This is a genomic window from Brevibacterium samyangense (assembly GCF_039529845.1).
Taxonomy (GTDB): Bacteria; Actinomycetota; Actinomycetes; order Actinomycetales; family Brevibacteriaceae; genus Brevibacterium; species Brevibacterium samyangense.
In genome coordinates, this window is sequence record NZ_BAAANO010000027.1 from 1 (window position 1) to 17849 (window position 17849).

At 68.3% G+C, this 17849-nt stretch carries 17 protein-coding genes, 3 tRNA genes and 1 pseudogene; 11 read left to right on the top strand and 10 right to left on the bottom strand.

Annotated elements, in window-relative coordinates; translation table 11 throughout:
- Positions 1-55: 55 nt before the first annotated feature.
- Positions 56-1357 carry an ISL3-like element ISAar42 family transposase gene (locus ABD172_RS12895; protein WP_344310246.1) on the bottom strand — a complete coding sequence of 434 codons (1302 nt, stop codon included), beginning with the start codon at positions 1355-1357 and terminating at the stop codon, positions 56-58.
- A 221-nt stretch (positions 1358-1578) separates the two neighbouring features.
- On the opposite strand from ABD172_RS12895, the pseudogene ABD172_RS12900 reads away from it, so the two are divergent.
- Positions 1579-2379: pseudogene (locus ABD172_RS12900) on the top strand (IS1634 family transposase); the annotation flags it as partial.
- Between the two features lie 222 nt (positions 2380-2601).
- A complete protein-coding gene (locus ABD172_RS12905) occupies positions 2602-3990 on the top strand; it encodes a tyrosine-type recombinase/integrase (protein WP_344310250.1) in 1389 nt (462 codons plus the stop codon).
- A 72-nt stretch (positions 3991-4062) separates the two neighbouring features.
- On the opposite strand, the gene ABD172_RS12910 is transcribed toward ABD172_RS12905, so the two are convergent.
- The 3 genes from ABD172_RS12910 to ABD172_RS12920 all read right to left on the bottom strand — a co-directional run bounded on the left by ABD172_RS12910 (position 4063) and on the right by ABD172_RS12920 (position 4396).
- Positions 4063-4135 (bottom strand) — tRNA-Phe (locus ABD172_RS12910).
- Between the two features lie 31 nt (positions 4136-4166).
- Positions 4167-4240: transfer RNA gene (locus ABD172_RS12915), tRNA-Asp, on the bottom strand.
- 83 nt (positions 4241-4323) lie between these two features.
- A tRNA-Glu gene (locus ABD172_RS12920) sits at positions 4324-4396 on the bottom strand.
- 189 nt (positions 4397-4585) lie between these two features.
- On the opposite strand from ABD172_RS12920, the gene ABD172_RS12925 reads away from it, so the two are divergent.
- Together ABD172_RS12925 and ybaK are read left to right on the top strand one after the other, a co-directional pair.
- The gene (locus ABD172_RS12925) at positions 4586-4936 is read left to right on the top strand and encodes a metallopeptidase family protein (RefSeq protein ID WP_344310251.1); all 351 of its coding nucleotides are present in this window, start codon (positions 4586-4588) and stop codon (positions 4934-4936) included.
- A 346-nt stretch (positions 4937-5282) separates the two neighbouring features.
- Positions 5283-5777, top strand: coding sequence for a Cys-tRNA(Pro) deacylase (ybaK, locus tag ABD172_RS12930; RefSeq protein WP_425546691.1), 495 nt, complete (start codon positions 5283-5285; stop codon positions 5775-5777).
- A gap of 82 nt (positions 5778-5859) precedes the next feature.
- On the opposite strand, the gene ABD172_RS12935 is transcribed toward ybaK, so the two are convergent.
- Together ABD172_RS12935 and ABD172_RS12940 are read right to left on the bottom strand one after the other, a co-directional pair.
- Positions 5860-6474, bottom strand: a complete 615-nt coding sequence (locus ABD172_RS12935) for a YigZ family protein (protein WP_344310255.1) — start codon at positions 6472-6474, stop codon at positions 5860-5862.
- A gap of 18 nt (positions 6475-6492) precedes the next feature.
- Positions 6493-7311, bottom strand: a complete 819-nt coding sequence (locus ABD172_RS12940; RefSeq protein WP_344310257.1) for a DUF8083 family protein — start codon at positions 7309-7311, stop codon at positions 6493-6495.
- 292 nt (positions 7312-7603) lie between these two features.
- Here ABD172_RS12940 and ABD172_RS12945 point away from each other — a divergent pair, with 292 nt between their 5' ends.
- The gene (locus tag ABD172_RS12945; protein WP_344310309.1) at positions 7604-7822 is read left to right on the top strand and encodes a DUF3073 domain-containing protein; all 219 of its coding nucleotides are present in this window, start codon (positions 7604-7606) and stop codon (positions 7820-7822) included.
- Positions 7823-7942: 120 nt separating this feature from the next.
- Here ABD172_RS12945 and purM read toward each other — a convergent pair whose 3' ends face one another.
- The 4 genes from purM to ABD172_RS12965 form a co-directional block, all read right to left on the bottom strand.
- Complete coding sequence (gene purM / locus ABD172_RS12950; RefSeq protein WP_344310258.1) at positions 7943-9049, bottom strand: phosphoribosylformylglycinamidine cyclo-ligase; 1107 nt, start codon at positions 9047-9049, stop codon at positions 7943-7945.
- Between the two features lie 2 nt (positions 9050-9051).
- On the bottom strand, positions 9052-10542 hold the full coding sequence (gene purF / locus ABD172_RS12955; RefSeq protein WP_344310260.1) for an amidophosphoribosyltransferase: 1491 nt from the start codon (positions 10540-10542) through the stop codon (positions 9052-9054).
- A gap of 103 nt (positions 10543-10645) precedes the next feature.
- Entirely contained in the window at positions 10646-11110 is a 465-nt protein-coding gene (locus ABD172_RS12960; RefSeq protein ID WP_344310261.1) for a hypothetical protein, read from the bottom strand.
- Between the two features lie 139 nt (positions 11111-11249).
- Entirely contained in the window at positions 11250-11627 is a 378-nt protein-coding gene (locus ABD172_RS12965) for a sterol carrier family protein (protein WP_344310263.1), read from the bottom strand.
- A 150-nt stretch (positions 11628-11777) separates the two neighbouring features.
- Between ABD172_RS12965 and ABD172_RS12970 the strand changes: the two genes are divergently transcribed.
- From ABD172_RS12970 to ABD172_RS12995, 6 genes are all read left to right on the top strand, one after another.
- Positions 11778-12842: a 2,3-butanediol dehydrogenase gene (locus ABD172_RS12970; protein ID WP_344310265.1), complete on the top strand. Its 1065-nt coding sequence runs from the start codon at positions 11778-11780 to the stop codon at positions 12840-12842.
- 66 nt (positions 12843-12908) lie between these two features.
- Entirely contained in the window at positions 12909-14192 is a 1284-nt protein-coding gene (gene purD, locus ABD172_RS12975) for a phosphoribosylamine--glycine ligase (protein WP_344310267.1), read from the top strand.
- 96 nt (positions 14193-14288) lie between these two features.
- Positions 14289-15203 (top strand): phosphoribosylaminoimidazolesuccinocarboxamide synthase, encoded by a 915-nt coding sequence (locus ABD172_RS12980; protein ID WP_344310268.1) that lies wholly within the window; start codon positions 14289-14291, stop codon positions 15201-15203.
- A gap of 163 nt (positions 15204-15366) precedes the next feature.
- Positions 15367-15633 carry a phosphoribosylformylglycinamidine synthase subunit PurS gene (gene purS / locus ABD172_RS12985; protein WP_344310270.1) on the top strand — a complete coding sequence of 89 codons (267 nt, stop codon included), beginning with the start codon at positions 15367-15369 and terminating at the stop codon, positions 15631-15633.
- Entirely contained in the window at positions 15630-16385 is a 756-nt protein-coding gene (gene purQ, locus ABD172_RS12990) for a phosphoribosylformylglycinamidine synthase subunit PurQ (RefSeq protein WP_425546690.1), read from the top strand. The genes purS and purQ overlap by 4 nt, the downstream gene beginning before the upstream one ends.
- A gap of 130 nt (positions 16386-16515) precedes the next feature.
- Positions 16516-17754: a DUF6882 domain-containing protein gene (locus ABD172_RS12995; RefSeq protein WP_344310272.1), complete on the top strand. Its 1239-nt coding sequence runs from the start codon at positions 16516-16518 to the stop codon at positions 17752-17754.
- Positions 17755-17849: the final 95 nt, after the last annotated feature.

Sequence of the window (17849 nt, forward strand, 5' to 3'; positions counted from 1 at the left end):
TGGTCACATCGGCAGGAACGGGGATCAAGACGAAGAGATTCTCGGCTCTTCGGAATCAAGGGTGTAGGTGAGGTCTGAACCCTCCGGCTTCGAGCAGCGACCTGGCGATGTAGTGGGTGAGGTTGCGGAAGCCGAGCGCGGAGCCGCGGAGGTGTTCGAGGCGTCCGTTGATCGCCTCGGTCGGGCCGTTGCTGGTGCCGGGCCGGTCGAAGAACGCGAGGATGTCGGCGGCGCGTTGCTTCATGGTGCGGCCGAGCTTGCGGATCTCCACGAGCGCCGCGGGAACCCCGGTGGTGATCGTGGCGATCACCGCCTGCATGGCCTGCCTGGCCTTCTTCTTGTCGGGTTCCCGGTAGGCGGCGACGATGCGCTGGTAGATGCCCCAGGTCGCCTCGACCTCGACATGCTCCTCGCTCGCGAACACCGCGTCCAGGCGTGCCCGCTGCTTGTCGGTGAGCAGGCTCGCGCCGGTGTGGAGGGTGCGGCGGGCCTTGTAGAGCGGGTCGCCCTTCATCCCGCGGTGCCCGGTGGTGTCCTGCTGGACCCGGCGCCGGCAGGCATCCAGTGCGTCGCCAGCGAGACGGACGACATGGAATGGGTCCATCACCGCAACCGCGTCGGGGAGCTCTTCCGCGGCGGCGGTCTTGAACCCGCTGAACCCGTCCATCGCGACCACCTCGATCCCGTCGCGCCACTGCTTCGGGCGGCCCGCGAGCCATTGCTTGAAGACGGACTTGGAGCGGCCTTCGATCATGTCCAGCAAGCGCGCGGGGCCGGTCTTCTCGCGGGCGGGCGTGAGGTCGATGATCACGGTGACGTACTTGTCGCCGAATCGGGTGTGTCGCCAGACGTGCTCGTCGACGCCGATCGTGGTGACCCCGTCGAACCGGGCCGGGTTGTCGATGAGGCGCCGCTTGCCTTCGACGAGGATCGCGGTGTTCGCGGTGTGCCACGACACCCCGAGACCGGCGGCGGCGCGCGAGACGGTGAGGTGGTCGACCACGATCGCAGTGAGTGCCCACCCGATCCCGCCGCGGGAGATCTTCGCCCGGGGCGCGGCCGCCTTCGACGTGTCCTGCCGCCAGGTGCGGCGGCAGGACACGCACCGGTAGCGGCGCACCCGGATTAGCAGCGTCGTCGGCCGGTGCCCGAACGGTTCATGCGCCAGCGGGCGCGTCACCGTGTCCCGTGGCGCGCCCTCGGCGCCGCACCTCCGACACCACGGGTCGTCCTCGACGACGCGGCACTCGATCACCGCCCGATCTGGCTCGAGACGCTGCCCAACGGCCTCGAGGCCGAGCTCGTCGAGACGGCAGAACGTGGTCAGGTCGGGCGCGGCGAAGGTAGCGTGGTGCAAGTCGAGGTCTTCCGGCGGATGGGCAGTGTAGGAACTTCCATCTTGGAAGACCTCGACGTCTATCCACGAACCAGCCGCCCACCCCCGACTACACCCTCAACTGCGAAGAGCCTCTCATCCTCCAACCTGACTTGCACAGGTTTTCGGGGTTGAGCTGATTCGCCGAGCATCGTTCCAGGTCAGCGGGCCGTGGTGCGCTGAAGTGACACACTAAATCCAAGGTGTTCCTGCGAAAGGTGAAGACAGCGTCCGGTGCGACCGCTGTGCAGATCGCCAAACGCGAGAACAGACGCGACGTCGTCCTCGAGCACCTCGGATCCGCCCACACGGATGCCGAGCTCGCTGCACTGTGGAAACGGGGCCAGGAGAAGCTCCACGCCGGCCAGGGCGTACTCGACCTCGGACTTCCCGACGATCCCCGCCAGGCTCTCATCCAGTCCAAACGATCCCGGCTGTTACTGGATGTTCTTCGCTCCGCGTGGGTATCCCTGGGTTTCGACACGGCCGGGGACGAAACGTTCTTCCAACTCGTCGCTGCCCGCCTGATCGAACCGACCTCGATGAGTGACTCCAGACGGGTACTCGAAGAGATCGGCATCTCCCCGGTACACCGGAACACATTCCACGCTGCCCTGCGCCGGTGCGGGAACCAGGGATACCGGGACGACATCGCCACGAAGTGCTTCGAGTACTCGACGACGCACGGTGATATCTCCCTGGTCCTGTACGACGTGACAACCCTGTACTTCGAAGCAGAGAAAGAAGACGGGCTGCGGAAGGTCGGATACTCCAAAGAACGCCGCGTCGACCCGCAGATCGTCATCGGTCTCCTCGTCGACCGGAACGGGTTCCCCCTGGAGATCGGGTGCTTCGAAGGGAACAAAGCCGAGACCCACACCTTCCTGCCGATCGTGAAACAGTTCCAGGAACGCCATCGCATTGCGGAAATGGTCGTCGTCGCTGACGCGGGCATGCTGTCGGCGGCGAATATGCGCGAACTCGATACTGCGGGGCTGCGGTTCCCCCCCCCCGATGAGAGGAAAGGGCATGACCGAGGCGACGACCCAGACGGACTACCTCACGCGCGCCGAGGCCGCCGCCCGATGCCGGGTACCGCTGCCGACGTTCGACAAGCTGCGCCGCGAGGGGTTGATCCCCGAACCTGATGCCCAGGTCGGCAAACACAAGCTCTGGAGGGCAGACACGATCGATGAGTTCCTTGAGGTCGGCGGAACAAGACGCTGATGGCTGGCCGACCATCGAATACCTCCCCGTGGCGCATCGACCCGAAGACAGGTCGGCCGCTGCCCGAGGGGATACGTTGGCGGGCAGATCGCAACCGCTATCAGATTCGCGTCACGGTCACCGATCTGACGGGGAACAAGCAGCACCGCTCGCGCATGTTCCTCACGCTCGCCGAGGCGAAACGGGAACTGGCGAAAGAGATTGCTGGCCGCAATCCGAACGCCGGCATGACGCTCACCCAGTGGCACGAGCGCTATTGGCCTGCCGTCGCCGCGTCGGTACGCGTCGGAACCGCGCACGGGTACGACGTGTCGTGGCGCAAGCGGGTGCAGCCGACCCTCGGCGATAAGAAACTCGAAGAGATCACCTCGCCACTCATCGAGTCTGCGATGGTGTCATGGGCGGGATCTCCGTCGATCAAGGTCGATTCGCTCGCGGTGCTCAGCCGCCTGTTCGACGGTGCACGCCGGGCGAGGATCATCGACTACAACCCGGCACGAGAAGTGAAGCGCCCGAGCCAGGACACCTCCACTTCCCCGACCTCGCGGGCACTTACTGTGCAGCAGATCAGGAGACTGCTCGAACTCATCCCCGCGGGAGTGTACCGGCGTTACGCGGCAGCGCTCGTGTTCACAGGGATGCGTGCGGGTGAGGCAACCGCGCAGCGGGTGCGCGATGCCGACCTGGACCAGAACATTCTCCGCATCAGCCGCAGCTTCTCCCCCGGCAAGAACGGCGAACTGGTCGAACAAAGCCCCAAGAGCCATAAGGAGAGGGAAGCCCCGATTACGAATCAACTCCTTCCCTTTGTCATCGAGGCGGTCGAGGGTAAGGAACCAGATGACCTGTTGTGGGCTGGACAGAACGGTGGCGGACTCACCGCACGTAACTTCCGCCGCGCTGTCTATTGGGAGAAAATCAAGCAAGAACTTCGCCGCCCCGACCTGCGGGTGCACGATCTCCGGCACACCTTCGCCACGATCCTCTTCGACGCAGGAGCCTCTGCACCTGACGTGCAAGCCGTACTCGGGCATTCCAGCCTGCAAGTCACCGAACGATATTCACGCGCACGCGAGGGTGCCGCTCGGCGGGCCGGGTCGGTGCTCGACGAGCTCTTCGAGCCCGACAAGCCGAAGTCGAAGAAGAACACCAAGAAGAGCAGCACGACGAACGGCGCAAAGAAGTCGCGGCGCTCGTCTGCGAGCCCGAACCTTGCCGACTCGTTCAGCAACCCGTTCGAAAGCGCTGACTACAGCACGGGCCGCGGAAATGGCCCAAGGTCGCGGCGGGCTCGGCTTGTAAGGACCACGATAGATCCTGCGACTTCGAGCAGGATGACGGCGGGGCGGCGCAAGACGACGCTAGAGCGACGCAGAACCGGCGTCTGACCAGGAAAAATAAAAGAACCCCCATGAGTAGAAGCCTCATGAGGGTTCAGTAACGGTGTAATAGCCGCTACGTGGCTCCGACCGGCGTCGATCCGGTGACCTTTCGATTTTCAGTCGAACGCTCTACCAACTGAGCTACAGAGCCTGATGGGAATCACTCGCCAGGAGTGTTTCCGCGACCTCGACGGGACTCGAACCCGCGACCTCCGCCGTGACAGGGCGGCGCGCTAACCAACTGCGCCACGAGGCCAATATTCAGTTCTTCCGCTTCCGTGGTTCTCCCACTTCTGCGGATCCCCCAACTGATCCGGTGAACCGTTCCGGCCGGGTTCGTACCCCCAACGGGATTCGAACCCGTGTCGCCGCCGTGAAAGGGCGGTGTCCTAGGCCACTAGACGATGGGGGCCCAGTTCTTCCCGCCGTCACCGGCGTGCGAACCTCGAATAGCTTAGCGCACCACTTTCGGGCATTGCAAAGCGAAAGGATCGTTCCCCCTGGTGATGTGCGTCACCGCAGGTGAGCAGCCGGTCAGCCGCAGGTGAGCAGCCGGTGAGCACCCGGTCAACGCGGGCCACCGCCCTCGTAGAATCCGCATATGGAGTACATCGACGACGCCCGCTTCGACCAGCTCGTCGACGAGGCGATGGAGGATCTCCCCGAGGGCGTCGTCGACCACATGAACAACGTCGTCCTCTTCGTCGCCGACGACCCACCGCCGGAGGAGCCCGACCTCCTCGGCGTGTACGACGGCATTCCGCTCACCGAGCGCGACGGCTCCTGGGGGTTCGTCCCGCCGGACACCATCTTCCTCTTCAAGAACAACCTCGTGGCGTTCTCCGAGGACGAGGACCACCTGCGGGAGGAGATCCTCGTGACGATCGTCCACGAGATCGCCCATCACTACGGCATCGACGACGCCCGCCTCCACGAACTCGGCTGGGGCTGAGCCGCCCGACCGTCCCCACGACCTGCCCTCACCATGAGCACCGTCCCGCCGAGGCGCCACGCGGCACCCGGCTCCACCGCACCTCGGGCGCGGGAATAGTTCGTGGATCGGAACCGTTTGCCGGATGGTCACCCGAGGGCCGCCTCGGGGCGCCGCATCGGGACCGGGGCTGCTCCGAGCCACGTTCCCGCAGGCGCTCCACGGGGTTTGGCCCGGTCAACGGGCATCCTCTAGGGTGACCGATAACCCAAACGGAAATCGAGAATCCGCCCTGGATCGCCGGTTCCGACGCTCCCGAAGGACGAGCTCGGGTCCCGGCCCCCTCAGGGCAGGAGGCACAGTGTCGATAGCAGTTCGCTCCCACGCGGCCGCCACGCCGGCGCTCCGCGTCCTCAACCTGGCCGGAGTCGAGTACTCGGTGCACGAGTTCGATCACGACCAGACGACCCGCCGCTACGGAACCGAAGCCGCGGAGAAACTCGGGGTCGATTCGCATCGCGTTTTCAAGACCCTCTACATCCTCGTCGACGGTGAACCGGTGAACGCGCTCGTTCCCGTCACCGGACAGCTCGACCTCAAGGCCCTCGCCGGAGCCCGCAGTGCGAAGAAGGCCCAGCTCGCCGGCGTCGCGGAGGCCGAACGTCGCACCGGCTACGTCACCGGTGGCGTGAGCCCCTTGGGGCAGCGTCGCTCGGCACCCGTCGTCATCGACCAGTCCGCGCAGGACCACGACACGATCTTCGTCTCCGCCGGCCGCCGCGGTCTCGAGATCGAGATCCACCCCCGCGACCTCGCGATGACGACGAACGCGCAGTTCGCGAAGATCGCCACCCTGGACTGACCCGGGCCGGGCCGGGCGGGCGGGAATCCCGGCCCCGCCTCGGTACCGCGGCACCCCCCGACCCATCCGCCGCCGAGGTGCCTCAGAAGTACCCGGCCGCCCCCACCTCGGGTTCGGCCGCCCCCGCGGAGAGATCCGCGAGTACCGCGAGCGCCCGCTCGACCTCCTCCGGTGGCACGGCGAGTGTGTGCCGCACCGAAGCCCCGTACTCGCTGTCCGTGATCCGCCACCCCTGCTGCTCGGCCGCGAGCGTCACGGCGGACGCCTTCGCGTAGTCGAGGTCGACGACGATCGGGGTGCGCAGTTCGCGTTCCTCCACCGGCAGCCCGTCGAGCGCCTCGGACACCGCTCCCCCGTACGCCCTCACGAGCCCACCGGCACCGAGGAGCGTGCCCCCGAAGTACCGGGTCACGACCGCGACGACGTAGGTGAGTCCGTGCCCCGTGAGCACTTCGAGGATCGGGGCGCCGGCCGTGCCGGACGGCTCCCCGTCGTCGCTGAACCTTTGGGTGCGGGAGTCCGGATCGAGCACGAAGGCACTGCAGTGGTGCCGGGCCTTCGGGTGGAGGGAACGTTCCTCCTCGATGACGGCGCGCGCCTCGGCCTCCGTCTCCACGTGTGCGATCCGGGCGATGAACCGGGAACGTTTGATCTCGATCTCCGCGGTGCGTTCACCGCGGGGCGTGCGGTACCCCATGAGCCGGACGGACCGGTGTCAGCTCGCGCGGGAGTACAGCATGAGCTGTTCCCACTTGCGGGTGTACATGTTGAACGCGCGGATCGCGGCCTCGGTGTCGTCCTGGTCGAGCGCGTCGATCCATTCGTGCACGAGTTCGGACCCGGTGTCCGGCCACAACACCTCGGACATCCCGCCGAGGTCGAGTTCGAGGACCGAGTTCATGTCGAAGGAGTCGAGCCAGGTCGTGAAGCTCTCGGCACTCTCGACGACACTCACGAGGCGCGACTTCTCCTTCGCCACGTCGAAGGCCCACTCCATCCGGGCCGAGGCGGTGAGGATCGGGGTGCGGATGAAGACGCGGGGGTTGCCGTGCTCGTCCTCCGCCTCGATGACCTCATCCTCGTCCGGGTCGATCGCGAGCCACCACACGGGTGACACGTCCCAGGAGCTCGTCCGGGTGAACACCCGGGTGTCGGGATCGTCCTGCATCCACTCGACACGGAGTGCTGCGGCACGCCGACGCGCCGCCTTCGGCACGATCATGTCGAGTTCGCTCTTCGAGGACACCTCCTCGAGGGCGTCGAGCGCATGCCACGACCGGATGTCGTCCTGGACGGGGCTCACCCGCGTGAATCCGTCGCCTCCCTCGTCGGACGTGAGGAAGATCGGGGTACCGCGGTAGGAGTCCGCGACCGGGTCCGGAGGCAGACTGATGAGGCGCGCATCCGCGTCCGCGGCGACGAGTTCCTCGATCCGCTCACGGTTGTCACCGACGGGGAAACCCGTGTACTCCGGGTGCACGACGAGCGGTTCGAAGACTCGCAGTCGGATCTCGTAACTCCGCGTGTAGGACATGCCCTCCAGCCTACTCGGCGGGCCGGACACGGCGCCTTCCCCGGGCCCGGGTGGTTAAGCGGGATGCGGGTGGGAACAGGACCCGGAACAGGCCCCGCGCAGCTCCCGGTTCCTGCGGCCGACAGCGTCTCGGGAGCGTGTCCACATCAGCGTCCGCGGAATGGCGCGGTCCCCGTGGGCACGGTAGGATTCTCGTACGATTAGTTGAGACAGCACCCGGGGCCCTGAATAGGGGAACGGAACCGGCATTATCCGCCCCCGCCCCGGGACGACAATGGAGGGGGTCACGCCTGTGGGTCGCGGCCGCGCTAAGGCAAAGCAGATCAAGGTAGCCCGGAAGCTCAAGTACTACAGCCCGGACACCGACTTGGGTGCACTCCAGAAGGAGCTCGGCGGTGGGGACTCCCACCACGGTTCCTCTTCGGATCCCTTCGACGACGAACCCGACTACTCGGAATACGCCGACAAGTACGCGGACTTCGACGACGACGAGGACGACGACCGCTCCTGATCCGACCGAGTGCACCGAGCACTTCCCGCTCGGACAACTCGAGCCTCATGCAGAAGGCCCCGACTCCCACGAGGAGTCGGGGCCTTCTGCCGCGCACAGGGGCTCGGTCGAGGTGGGTGCTCAGTCGAGCAGGATGGCGGCGCCGCCGTCGACGCCTTTCGCGCCCTGGACGTAGTACTCGTCCGAGGCGTGGGCACCGTCGTTCGCGGAGACCTCACCGAGGACCCAGGCGCCCTCGACGGCGTTCACCACGGCATCGACCGAGGCGCCGTCGACGACGAGCACCATGCCGACACCGAGGTTCCACGTGCGTTCACGATCCGCCCGCGGCACACCACCGAGGTCGCCGAGCACGGAGAAGACCGCGGGGATCTCCCAGGTGGAGCGGCGCATCGTCGCGATCGTGCCCTGCGGGAGGACGCGGGCGATGTTCGCCGAGAGGCCACCGCCGGTCACGTGGGACATCGAGTGGACCGCGCCCGGGCGCTTCTCGAGGAGGTCGAGGAGCGGACCGGTGTAGACGGTGGTCGGGGTGAGGATCTCCTCGCCGAGGGTCCGGCCGAACTCGGGCACCTCGCGGTCGAGGCTCCAGCCGGCGTCCGCGATGATGCGGCGCACGAGGGAGTAGCCGTTCGAGTGGAGACCCGAGGACGGGAGGGCGACGAGCACGTCACCGGCGCGGACCTTGTCGGCACCGAGGAGCATGTCGGCGTCGACGACGCCCGTGGCGGCACCCGCGACGTCGTACTCGTCGAGCCCGAGGAGGCCCGGGTGCTCGGCGGTCTCGCCACCGACGAGGGCGACACCGGCGGAGGCGCACGCCTCGGCGATGCCGCGGACGATGTCCGCGATGCGCTCGGGGACGACCCGACCGCAGGCGATGTAGTCGGTCATGAAGAGCGGCTTCGCCCCGGCGACGACGATGTCGTCGACGACCATGCCGACGAGGTCGTATCCGATGGTGTCGTGGATGTCGAGAGCCTGCGCGATCGCGACCTTCGTCCCGACACCGTCGGTGGAGGTCGCGAGGAGCGGCTGCCGGTAGTCCTTGAGGAAGGAGACGTCGAACAGCCCGGCGAAGCCGCCGACCCCGCCGAAGACGTTCTTCGTGTGGGTCGCGGAGACGGCTGCCTTCATGAGTTCGACGGCCTTGTCACCGGCCTCCACGTCGACGCCGGCAGAGGCGTAGGTGGTTCCCGGATTCTCGATGCCCTGGGTCTCGGTCACGGTCAGCAGCTCCTCTCGAGAGCGGTCGCGGCGTCGCTCGGCACGGTGATCGGGTAGGTACCCGTGAAGCAGGCCGTGCACAGTTCCTTCGGTTCCTGCGTCGTCGCGGCGATCATGCCGTCGACGGAGATGTACCCGAGGGAGTCCGCGCCGAGGGACTGGCAGATCTCGTCGGTGGTGAGACCGTTCGCGATGAGTTCGGCGCGGGTCGCGAAGTCGATGCCGTAGAAGCACGGCCACTTCACCGGCGGGGAGGAGATCCGGATGTGGATCTCCTTCGCCCCGGCCTCCCGGAGCATCCGCACGAGGGCGCGCTGGGTGTTGCCGCGCACGATCGAGTCGTCGACGACGACGATGCGCTTGCCGGCGATGTTCTCCTTGAGCGGGTTGAGCTTGAGGCGGATGCCCTGCTGGCGGAGGGTCTGCGAGGGCTGGATGAAGGTCCGACCGACGTAGGCGTTCTTCATGAGGCCCTGGCCGAACGGGATCCCGGACTCCTCCGCGTACCCGACGGCGGCGGGGGTGCCGGATTCCGGGGTCGCCATCACCATGTCGGCCTCGACCGGGTGTTCACGGGCGAGGACACGGCCCATCTCCGCGCGGGAGGCGTGGACGAGCTTGCCGTTGATGACGGAGTCCGGACGCGCGAGGTACACGTACTCGAACACGCAGCGGGCCGGCTTCGGCTCCGCGAACCGGTACGAACGCAGGCCGTCCTCGTCGATGGCGATGAGCTCACCGGGTTCGACCTCACGGACGAAGGACGCGCCGACGATGTCGAGGGCCGCGGTCTCGGAGGCGACGACCCAGCCGTGCTCGAGGCGACCGAGCGCGAGCGGACGCACCCCGTGGGGGTCGCGCGCGGCGTAGAGGGTGGTCTCGTCCATGAAGACGAAGCTGAAGGCACCGACGAGCTTGGGGAACATCTCGAGGGCGGCCTCGGTGAGGTCCTTGCCCTCGGCGGAGGCGAAGAGTTCGGTGACGAGCGAGGTGTCGTTCGTCGAATCGCGGTACGGGCGGGTCCGGCCGGTCTTCTTCGTGTGGGTACGGACCACGTGGTCGTGCGCGGGGCGGCGGGCGTCCGCCATCGCCTCGAGTTCCTCGAAGTTCGTGAGGTTGCCGTTGTGGGCGAGTGCCACGGTGCCCCACGGGGTCGGGCCGAGGGTCGGCTGCGCGTTCTCCCACATGGGCGAACCCGTCGTCGAGTACCGGGTGTGACCGATCGCGAGGTGGCCCGGAAGCGTTTCGAGATCGCGCTCGTCGAACACCTGGGACACGAGTCCCATGTCGCGGTAGACGAGGATCTGCTCGCCGTTGCTCGTCGCGATCCCGGCGGACTCCTGACCGCGGTGCTGGAGGGCGTAGAGGCCGAAGTAGACGAGTTTCGCCACGTCCTCGCCGGGAGCCCAGATGCCGAACACACCGCACTGGTCCTGCGGTTTGCGATCGGTGGGGTCGATTTCGTGTGTGAGAAGACCATCAGCGCGTGCCACGGGGAACATTCTCCCACAAGGAACCGGGCACGAACGCGCCGTTCACGGGGGTGTAGGCCGGATCACATCGGCCATCGTTCGGGTTCCGGAATATCTTCCGCGGTCAGGAGTCCTTCTCCGGGCCCTCCGGCCCCGCTGCGCGCTCCCCGTCGCCGGGATCCGTTGCCGGGCCCGAGGCGCTCGGCGGCTCCTCGAGGGACGACATCTCGTCCTCGGCGGGCGCCTCGGCAGTGGCCGCCTCCCCGCCCAGCGCTTCCGGGTTCACGACGTCGTAGCCGGTGTACTCGCCGGAGACGGTGTAGCTGCGGGCCCGCTTCGTCGCGACCCGGTCGAGGACGAGCGCGACGATCGCGCCCAGGAACCCGAATCCGACGGCGAGGAGCACGACGATGAGCCAGACGGCGGAACCACGGGCGTACTCGGTGCCGGCGACGGGTTCCGCCGGCGGACGGAGCGCGAAGAAGAGACCGACGAGGCCTCCGAGCGCAGCGCCGAGCCCGATGAAGACGGAGTAGCGGGGGCTGCGACGGACGACGACCTCGACGGGTTCGGCGATCTTCTCGGGCATGGACGTTCCCCCAGCGGTGACGGCGTTCGATGACGTACGGAGCGCACGAGGCGCCCGTCCAGTCTAGTGGGGAGCCCTCCACACCCGGCTCAGGCGTCGGGGTGGCGTCGCTTACGCCGTGATCGAGCGGGGCGGCCCCTCACCCGAAGAGCGGAAGCTCCTCGGTCAGGTCGGCGCGGGTACCGGAGGCGGTGACGGCGGCGGAGGCCGTCGCCTCGGCGAAGGAGAGGGAGCCGGTGACGAGCGAGAGCCAGGTCTCCGGATCGGTCTCGATGACGTTCGGTGGGGTTCCGCGGGTGTGCCGGGGCCCCGGGATGCACTGGGTGACGCCGAACGGCGGGACCCGCACCTCGACGGAGTTGCCCTCGTGACGGGCCGCAAGTTCCTCGAGCGTGAACCGGACCGCGGTCGCGAGCGTCGTGCGGTCGACGGGAGCAGCTCCCACGGCTCGCGCGTCCTTCCAGCGGTCGAGCGCGTTCCTGCCGGTCTCCGGGTCGATCCTCCGTCGTACAGCCATGGAGGGAATGGTAGCCGCGGATCCCCGGAACGTCCGGGAGGCCGGTGCCGTCCAGCGAACGTTCATGCGTACCCACGAATATGGGACACGTGATCCGCACCACGCGGATCACGTTTCCACACGCGTCTTATGTGAAGGAGTCGAGTCACCATGAAGGCAGCACGTTTCTACGACCGCCAGGACATCCGCATCGAGGACATCCCGGAACCCGAACTGCTCCCGGGCACCGTCGGCATCGACGTCGCCTGGTGCGGGATCTGCGGCACCGACCTCCACGAGTATCTCGAAGGCCCGATCTTCGTCCCGCCGAAGGGCCATCCGCATCCCATCTCCGGCGAAGAGGCGCCGGTCACCCTCGGCCACGAGTTCTCCGGCACCGTGAACGCCCTCGGGGACGGCGTCACCGACCTCCACGTCGGCCAGAAGGTCGTGGTCGAGCCGTACATCATCCGCGACGACGTCGAGGTCGGCCCCGGCAAGGAATACCAGTTGTCGAAGGACATGAACTTCATCGGGCTCGGTGGTCGCGGAGGCGGCCTCGCGGAGAAGATCGTCGTCGAACGCCGATGGGTCCATCCGATCGCCGATGACGTCGCACTCGACGAGGCCGCGCTCATCGAACCGCTGTCCGTGGCGCACCACGCGTTCGTCCGGTCCGGAGCCGCCTCCGGGCAGACCGCACTCGTCGGCGGTGCGGGCCCGATCGGGCTGCTCACCGCCGCGATCCTCAAGGCCGAGGGCCTCACGGTGTACATCTCCGAACTCTCCGAGAAGCGCAAGCAGATGGCGCGCGACGCGGGCGTCGCGGACGAGGTGTTCGACCCCCGCGACGGCGACGTGGCGGAGGCCGTGCGCGCACGGACGGACGACGAGGGCACCGATGTCGCTTTCGAGTGCAGTTCCGTCCCTGCCGTCCTCGACACCCTCATCGATGCGGTGCGGCCCGGCGGTACCGTCGTCAACGTCTCCATCTGGGGCCACAAACCCGAGGTCGACATGCCGAAGCTCGTCCTCAAGGAGATCGACCTGCGCGGCACCATCGGCTACGCGAACGACCATCGGGCGACGATCGAACTCGTCGAATCCGGGAAGCTCGACCTCGCCCCGTTCATCACGGCGCGCATTCCCCTCGACGACCTCGTCACCGGCGGATTCCAGCAGCTCATCGAGAACAACGAATCGCACGTGAAGATCCTCGTGGATCCCCACGCCTGAGGGGTCCGCCGGGGTACTCGGTGGGCGGGGCGGGCCGTGTCCGCCCCGCCCACTATCCTTGTCCCCGTGAAGGTACTCGTCATCGGGCCCGGAGCCCGCGAACACGCCCTGGTTGCCGCCCTCTCCCGTGATCCGCAGGTCGAGGCGGTGATCGCCGCCCCCGGGAACCCCGGTATCGGGCTCCTGTGCGAGACCCGCCCGGTCGACGCCACGGACCCGGCCGCGGTCACCGCTCTCGCCGAGGAACTCGACGTCGACCTCGTCATCGTCGGCCCCGAGGCACCCCTCGTCGCCGGCGTCGCCGACGCCCTCCGCGAGGCGTCCTTCGCCGTCTTCGGTCCCGGCCAGGAGGCCGCGACCCTCGAGGGCTCGAAGGCCTTCGCGAAGGAGATCATGGAGTCCGCCGGGGTACCGACCGCCTCGGCCGTCGCCGCGACCTCCGAACAGGAGGCCGCCGAGGCACTCGACCGTTTCGGCGCCCCGTACGTCGTCAAGGCGGACGGCCTCGCCGCCGGCAAGGGCGTCGTCGTCACCGAGGACCGCGCCGCCGCCCTCGCCCACGCCACGAGCTGCCTGAGCGTCTCCGACCGCGTCGTCATCGAGTCGTATCTCGACGGCCCCGAGGTCTCCCTCTTCGTCCTCTGCGACGGGAAGACCGCCGTTCCGCTCGAACCCGCGCAGGACTTCAAGCGCATCCGCGACAACGACGAGGGCCCGAACACCGGCGGCATGGGCGCCTACTCGCCCCTCCCCTGGGCTCCCGAGGGCATGGTCGAGGAGATCGTCCGCACCGTCGCGCAGCCCGTCGTCGACGAGATGGCCCGCCGCGGCCACCCCTTCGTCGGACTCCTCTACTGCGGCCTCGCCCTCACCTCGCGCGGCATCCAGGTCATCGAGTTCAACGTGCGCTTCGGTGACCCGGAGACGCAGTCGGTGCTCGCCCGCCTCGAATCGCCGCTCGCCCAGGTGATGCTCGCGGCCGCCGAGGGGCGCCTCGCGGAGATCGAGCCCCTGCAGTGGTCGGACGACTACGCCGTCACCGTCGTCTTGGCGGCCGAGAACTACCCCGACTCCCCCCGCTCCGGCGACGCGATCGGTGGGCTCGAGGAGGCCGCCGACCTCGAGGACGTCATGGTCCTCCACGCGGGCACCGCGACCGCACCCGACGGGGAGATCGTCACCTCCGGCGGCCGCGTCCTCTCCGTCGTCGCGAAGGGCGCCACCCTCGACGCCGCCCGGGAGCGCGCGTACGCCGCTGTCGACCTCATCGACTGGGACGGCGAACAGCACCGCTCCGACATCGCCCTCGCCGCCGCCGAGGGACGCATCTCCGTCCCCACCCGGGGCTGAACCGCCGCTGCCGGCCCCGGGCCCACCGGTTCCGGCCTCCCGAGGCGCCCCGCCGGCCCCGCAGAGAAGCCGGCCCCGCAACGAACAGGACTTCGCATGACCACGATTCCCGCCCCCACCTACGACCTGCCCGAGTGGACGCACGTCTACTCCGGCAAGGTCCGTGACATCTACGTCCCGAAGGGCGCCACCGGATTCGCCGACGCCGACCGCATCCTCATGGTCGCCTCGGACCGCATCTCCGCCTACGACCACGTCCTTACCTCGGAGATCCCGGACAAGGGCGCGGTCCTCACCGGGCTGAGCATGTGGTGGTTCGACCAGCTCTCGGACGTCATCGGCAACCACATCCTGCCGGACGCCGAGGTCCCCGCCGAGGTAGCTCATCGGGCCATGGTGTGCACACCCCTCACGATGTTCCCCGTCGAGTGCGTCGCCCGCGGGTACCTCACCGGATCGGGCCTCGCCGACTACCGCCGCACCGGCGCGGTGTGCGGCAATGTCCTCCCCGAGGGCATGGGCGAGTCCGACCGCATCGAACCGGCGATCTTCACCCCCGCGACGAAGGCGGAGATCGGCGACCACGACGAGAACATCGACTTCGCCCGGGCGAGCGAGATCCTCGGGGCCGAGGACGCCGAGGCCCTGCGTGACCTCACGCTGCGCATCTACACCCGTGCCGAGGAGATCGCCCGCGAGCGCGGCATCGTCCTCGCGGACACGAAGTTCGAGTTCGGCCGGGACGCCTCCGGTGCGATCGTCCTCGCCGACGAGGTCCTCACCCCGGACTCCTCGCGGTTCTGGGACGCCGCCGAGTACGCCCCGGGCAAGGCCCAGGCGAGCTTCGACAAGCAGTTCGTCCGCGACTGGCTCACCGGCCCGGACAGCGGTTGGGACAAGAACTCCGACGTCGCTCCCCCGGCCCTGCCGCAGGAGATCGTCGAGAAGACCCGTGCCCGCTACATCGAGGCCTTCGAACGCATCACCGGCACCGCCTTCCCGCTCGCCTGAGCGCACTCCCCCACCCGCCGAGGCGTCCCTCAGCACCCGCTGTCGGGGCGCCTCGGCGGCATTCGGCGGGTGTGGTCCGGAGCACGCCGTGGGCCGCACAGCGGCCCCGGGCACGTTGGTAGACTTGCCGCCGGAGCGTTCATCATCTGAAGGGAACATGCACATGGGACGTGTCGTCGTCGAGGTCATGCCGAAGCCGGAGATTCTCGATCCGCAGGGCAAGGCCATCGGAACCGGTCTGGCACGTCTGGGCTTCGAGGGATTCACGAGCGTGCGCCAGGGCAAGCGCTTCGAGCTCGAGGTCGACGGTGACATCACCGACGCCGTGCTCGCGCAGGTCGAGGAGGCCGCCACCAAGCTCCTCTCCAACCCCGTCATCGAGGACGTCGTCGCCGTACGCGTCGAGGACCCGGCCGAGGCCGCGAAGTGACCGCGCCGCTCATCGGCGCCCCCGCCTCCACCGAGGCCACCCCCGGCGCGGAGAACATCAGGGTCGGTGTCGTCACCTTCCCGGGAACGCTCGACGACCGTGACGCCATGCGCGCCGTGAAGCTCTCCGGTGCCACCGCCGTCAACCTCTGGCACGCCGACTCCGGACTCTCCGACGTCGACGCCGTCATCCTTCCCGGCGGGTTCTCCTACGGCGATTACCTGCGGTGCGGTGCGATCGCCCGCTTCGCCCCGATCATGGACTCCGTCATCGACGCCGCGAACGGCGGCATGCCCGTTCTCGGCATCTGCAACGGATTCCAGGTCCTCTGCGAGGCACACCTGCTGCCCGGCGGCCTCATCCGCAATGATCACCAGCAGTTCATCTGCCGTGATCAGAAGCTCCGTGTGGAGAACACGAACACCGCGTGGACGAACATGTACGGGGAGAACGAGGAGATCGTCATCCCGCTCAAGAACGGCGAGGGCGGCTACATGGCCGACGACCACGTCCTCGACGAGCTCGAGGAGTCCGGTCGCGTCGTCTTCCGCTACCTGGACGTCAACCCGAACGGTTCGCGCCGCGACATCGCCGGCATCACGAACGAGCGCGGCAACGTCGTCGGCCTCATGCCGCACCCCGAGCACGCCGTCGAGGCGGGCTTCGGTGCGGACACCGCCGCGGGCATCCGCACGGGCGTCGACGGGCAGAACATGTTCGTCTCCGTCCTCAAGAGCCTGCTGAACGCCTGACCCGCGGAACGCCCGGGTCGTCCACCGGACGCACCCGGCGTCTCTGCACCGGCCCCCGTCTCCTCCCGGAGGTGGGGGCCGCGTCGCGTCCGGCGTCATCCCGGCATGTGCGCCTTGCTACTCTGACGGCATGAGCGAATCCCTCCAGGACCTGGTCAACCGCGCTGTCTTCCTCTCGACGGAGGCACAGAGCCACTTCGGTGCGCTGCTCGCGGACGAGGACGGGAACGCTCCCGAGTGGAACGTCGACTTCTCCGACTCCCCCTCGCTCTCCTTCGCGAAGGAACCGCCCTTCGTCGTCACGCCGCACATGGTGGGGTCGTTCTCCGAACGCCTCGGGTCGTGGCACTGGGCGTGGGACAACATCAACGGTTTTCCGCCCGCCGTCATCGGCACCGCCGAGGCGCTCCGCACCCACACCGCGGGCCTCGGCATCGCAGAACTCACCGAGGAGGAGGTGAGCGCCGACGAGGACACGGCCTTCCGCCACACCCTCGTCGCGAAGCTCCTCACCGGACTGTGGACCCACTACCCCGCACCTGCCGGTGGCGGTACCACGGTGTGGCTCCTCGTCGACCACCCGGACCTCGCACTCGGCGAGCCGGAGATCCGCACCCTCGTCCGCTCGGTCGCCGCCGGCCTGCAGACGACGACCGTCTCCGACCACGCCGCGGCCCTCCGCTCCTACGCCCACCTGCGCGGATTCCCCCTCGTCGCGCTCGACGTCACCGAGGACGAGGCTGCGGAGAAGAAGACCCGGATGCGCCTGTTCGCCGCCGACGGCAGTGCGGACATCACCTTCGACGAGCTGCACCGCGTGGTGAACGCGGAGATGCACCAGCCGCTCTCCCCCGCACTCGAGGCCGAGTACGCGCAGCTCGTCGCTGCGCTCCCGTCCGTTCCCGAGGCACCCGTCACCCCGATCGCCCCCGGCACCGCCGCCGGCGGAGCGGTTCCGGTGGCTCCCGAGGTCGTGGCACCGGAGATCGTGGCACCCCAGGCACCGGCTCCCGCCGCCTCGGCCCCGGCTGCCGCTGCTGAGGAGGGTGTCCGGGCGCCGGAGGCCCCTGCGGCAGCGAGCAGCACCTCGGCCGCGGACGCTGCGCCCACGGACACGCAGCCCACGGTCCACGAGGAGGAGACGACGGAACCCGTCGTCGAGGCTCCGATCGCCTCGCCGGACGCGGACTCGATCGCGGAGAGCGCCTCGGCCCCGCAGGCGCCGACGGAGCCGGAGCCGGCAGCCGAACGCACGGAGGCAGGCGAACGTGCGGAGGTCGAGCGCACGGCGGCGGACGAGCGCACGGAGGCCGAGGAGCAGAAGAAGCCGGAGAAGAAGGGCTTCTTCAAGCGTCTCTTCGGACGCTGACGCACAGAGTTCACCCGCCGGACAGGTCTGTTGCAGGATCGGTACCCGGCGGGCCCTCGGGCTGTGGTCCGTGTCAGGCCCGGACAGTACAGTGG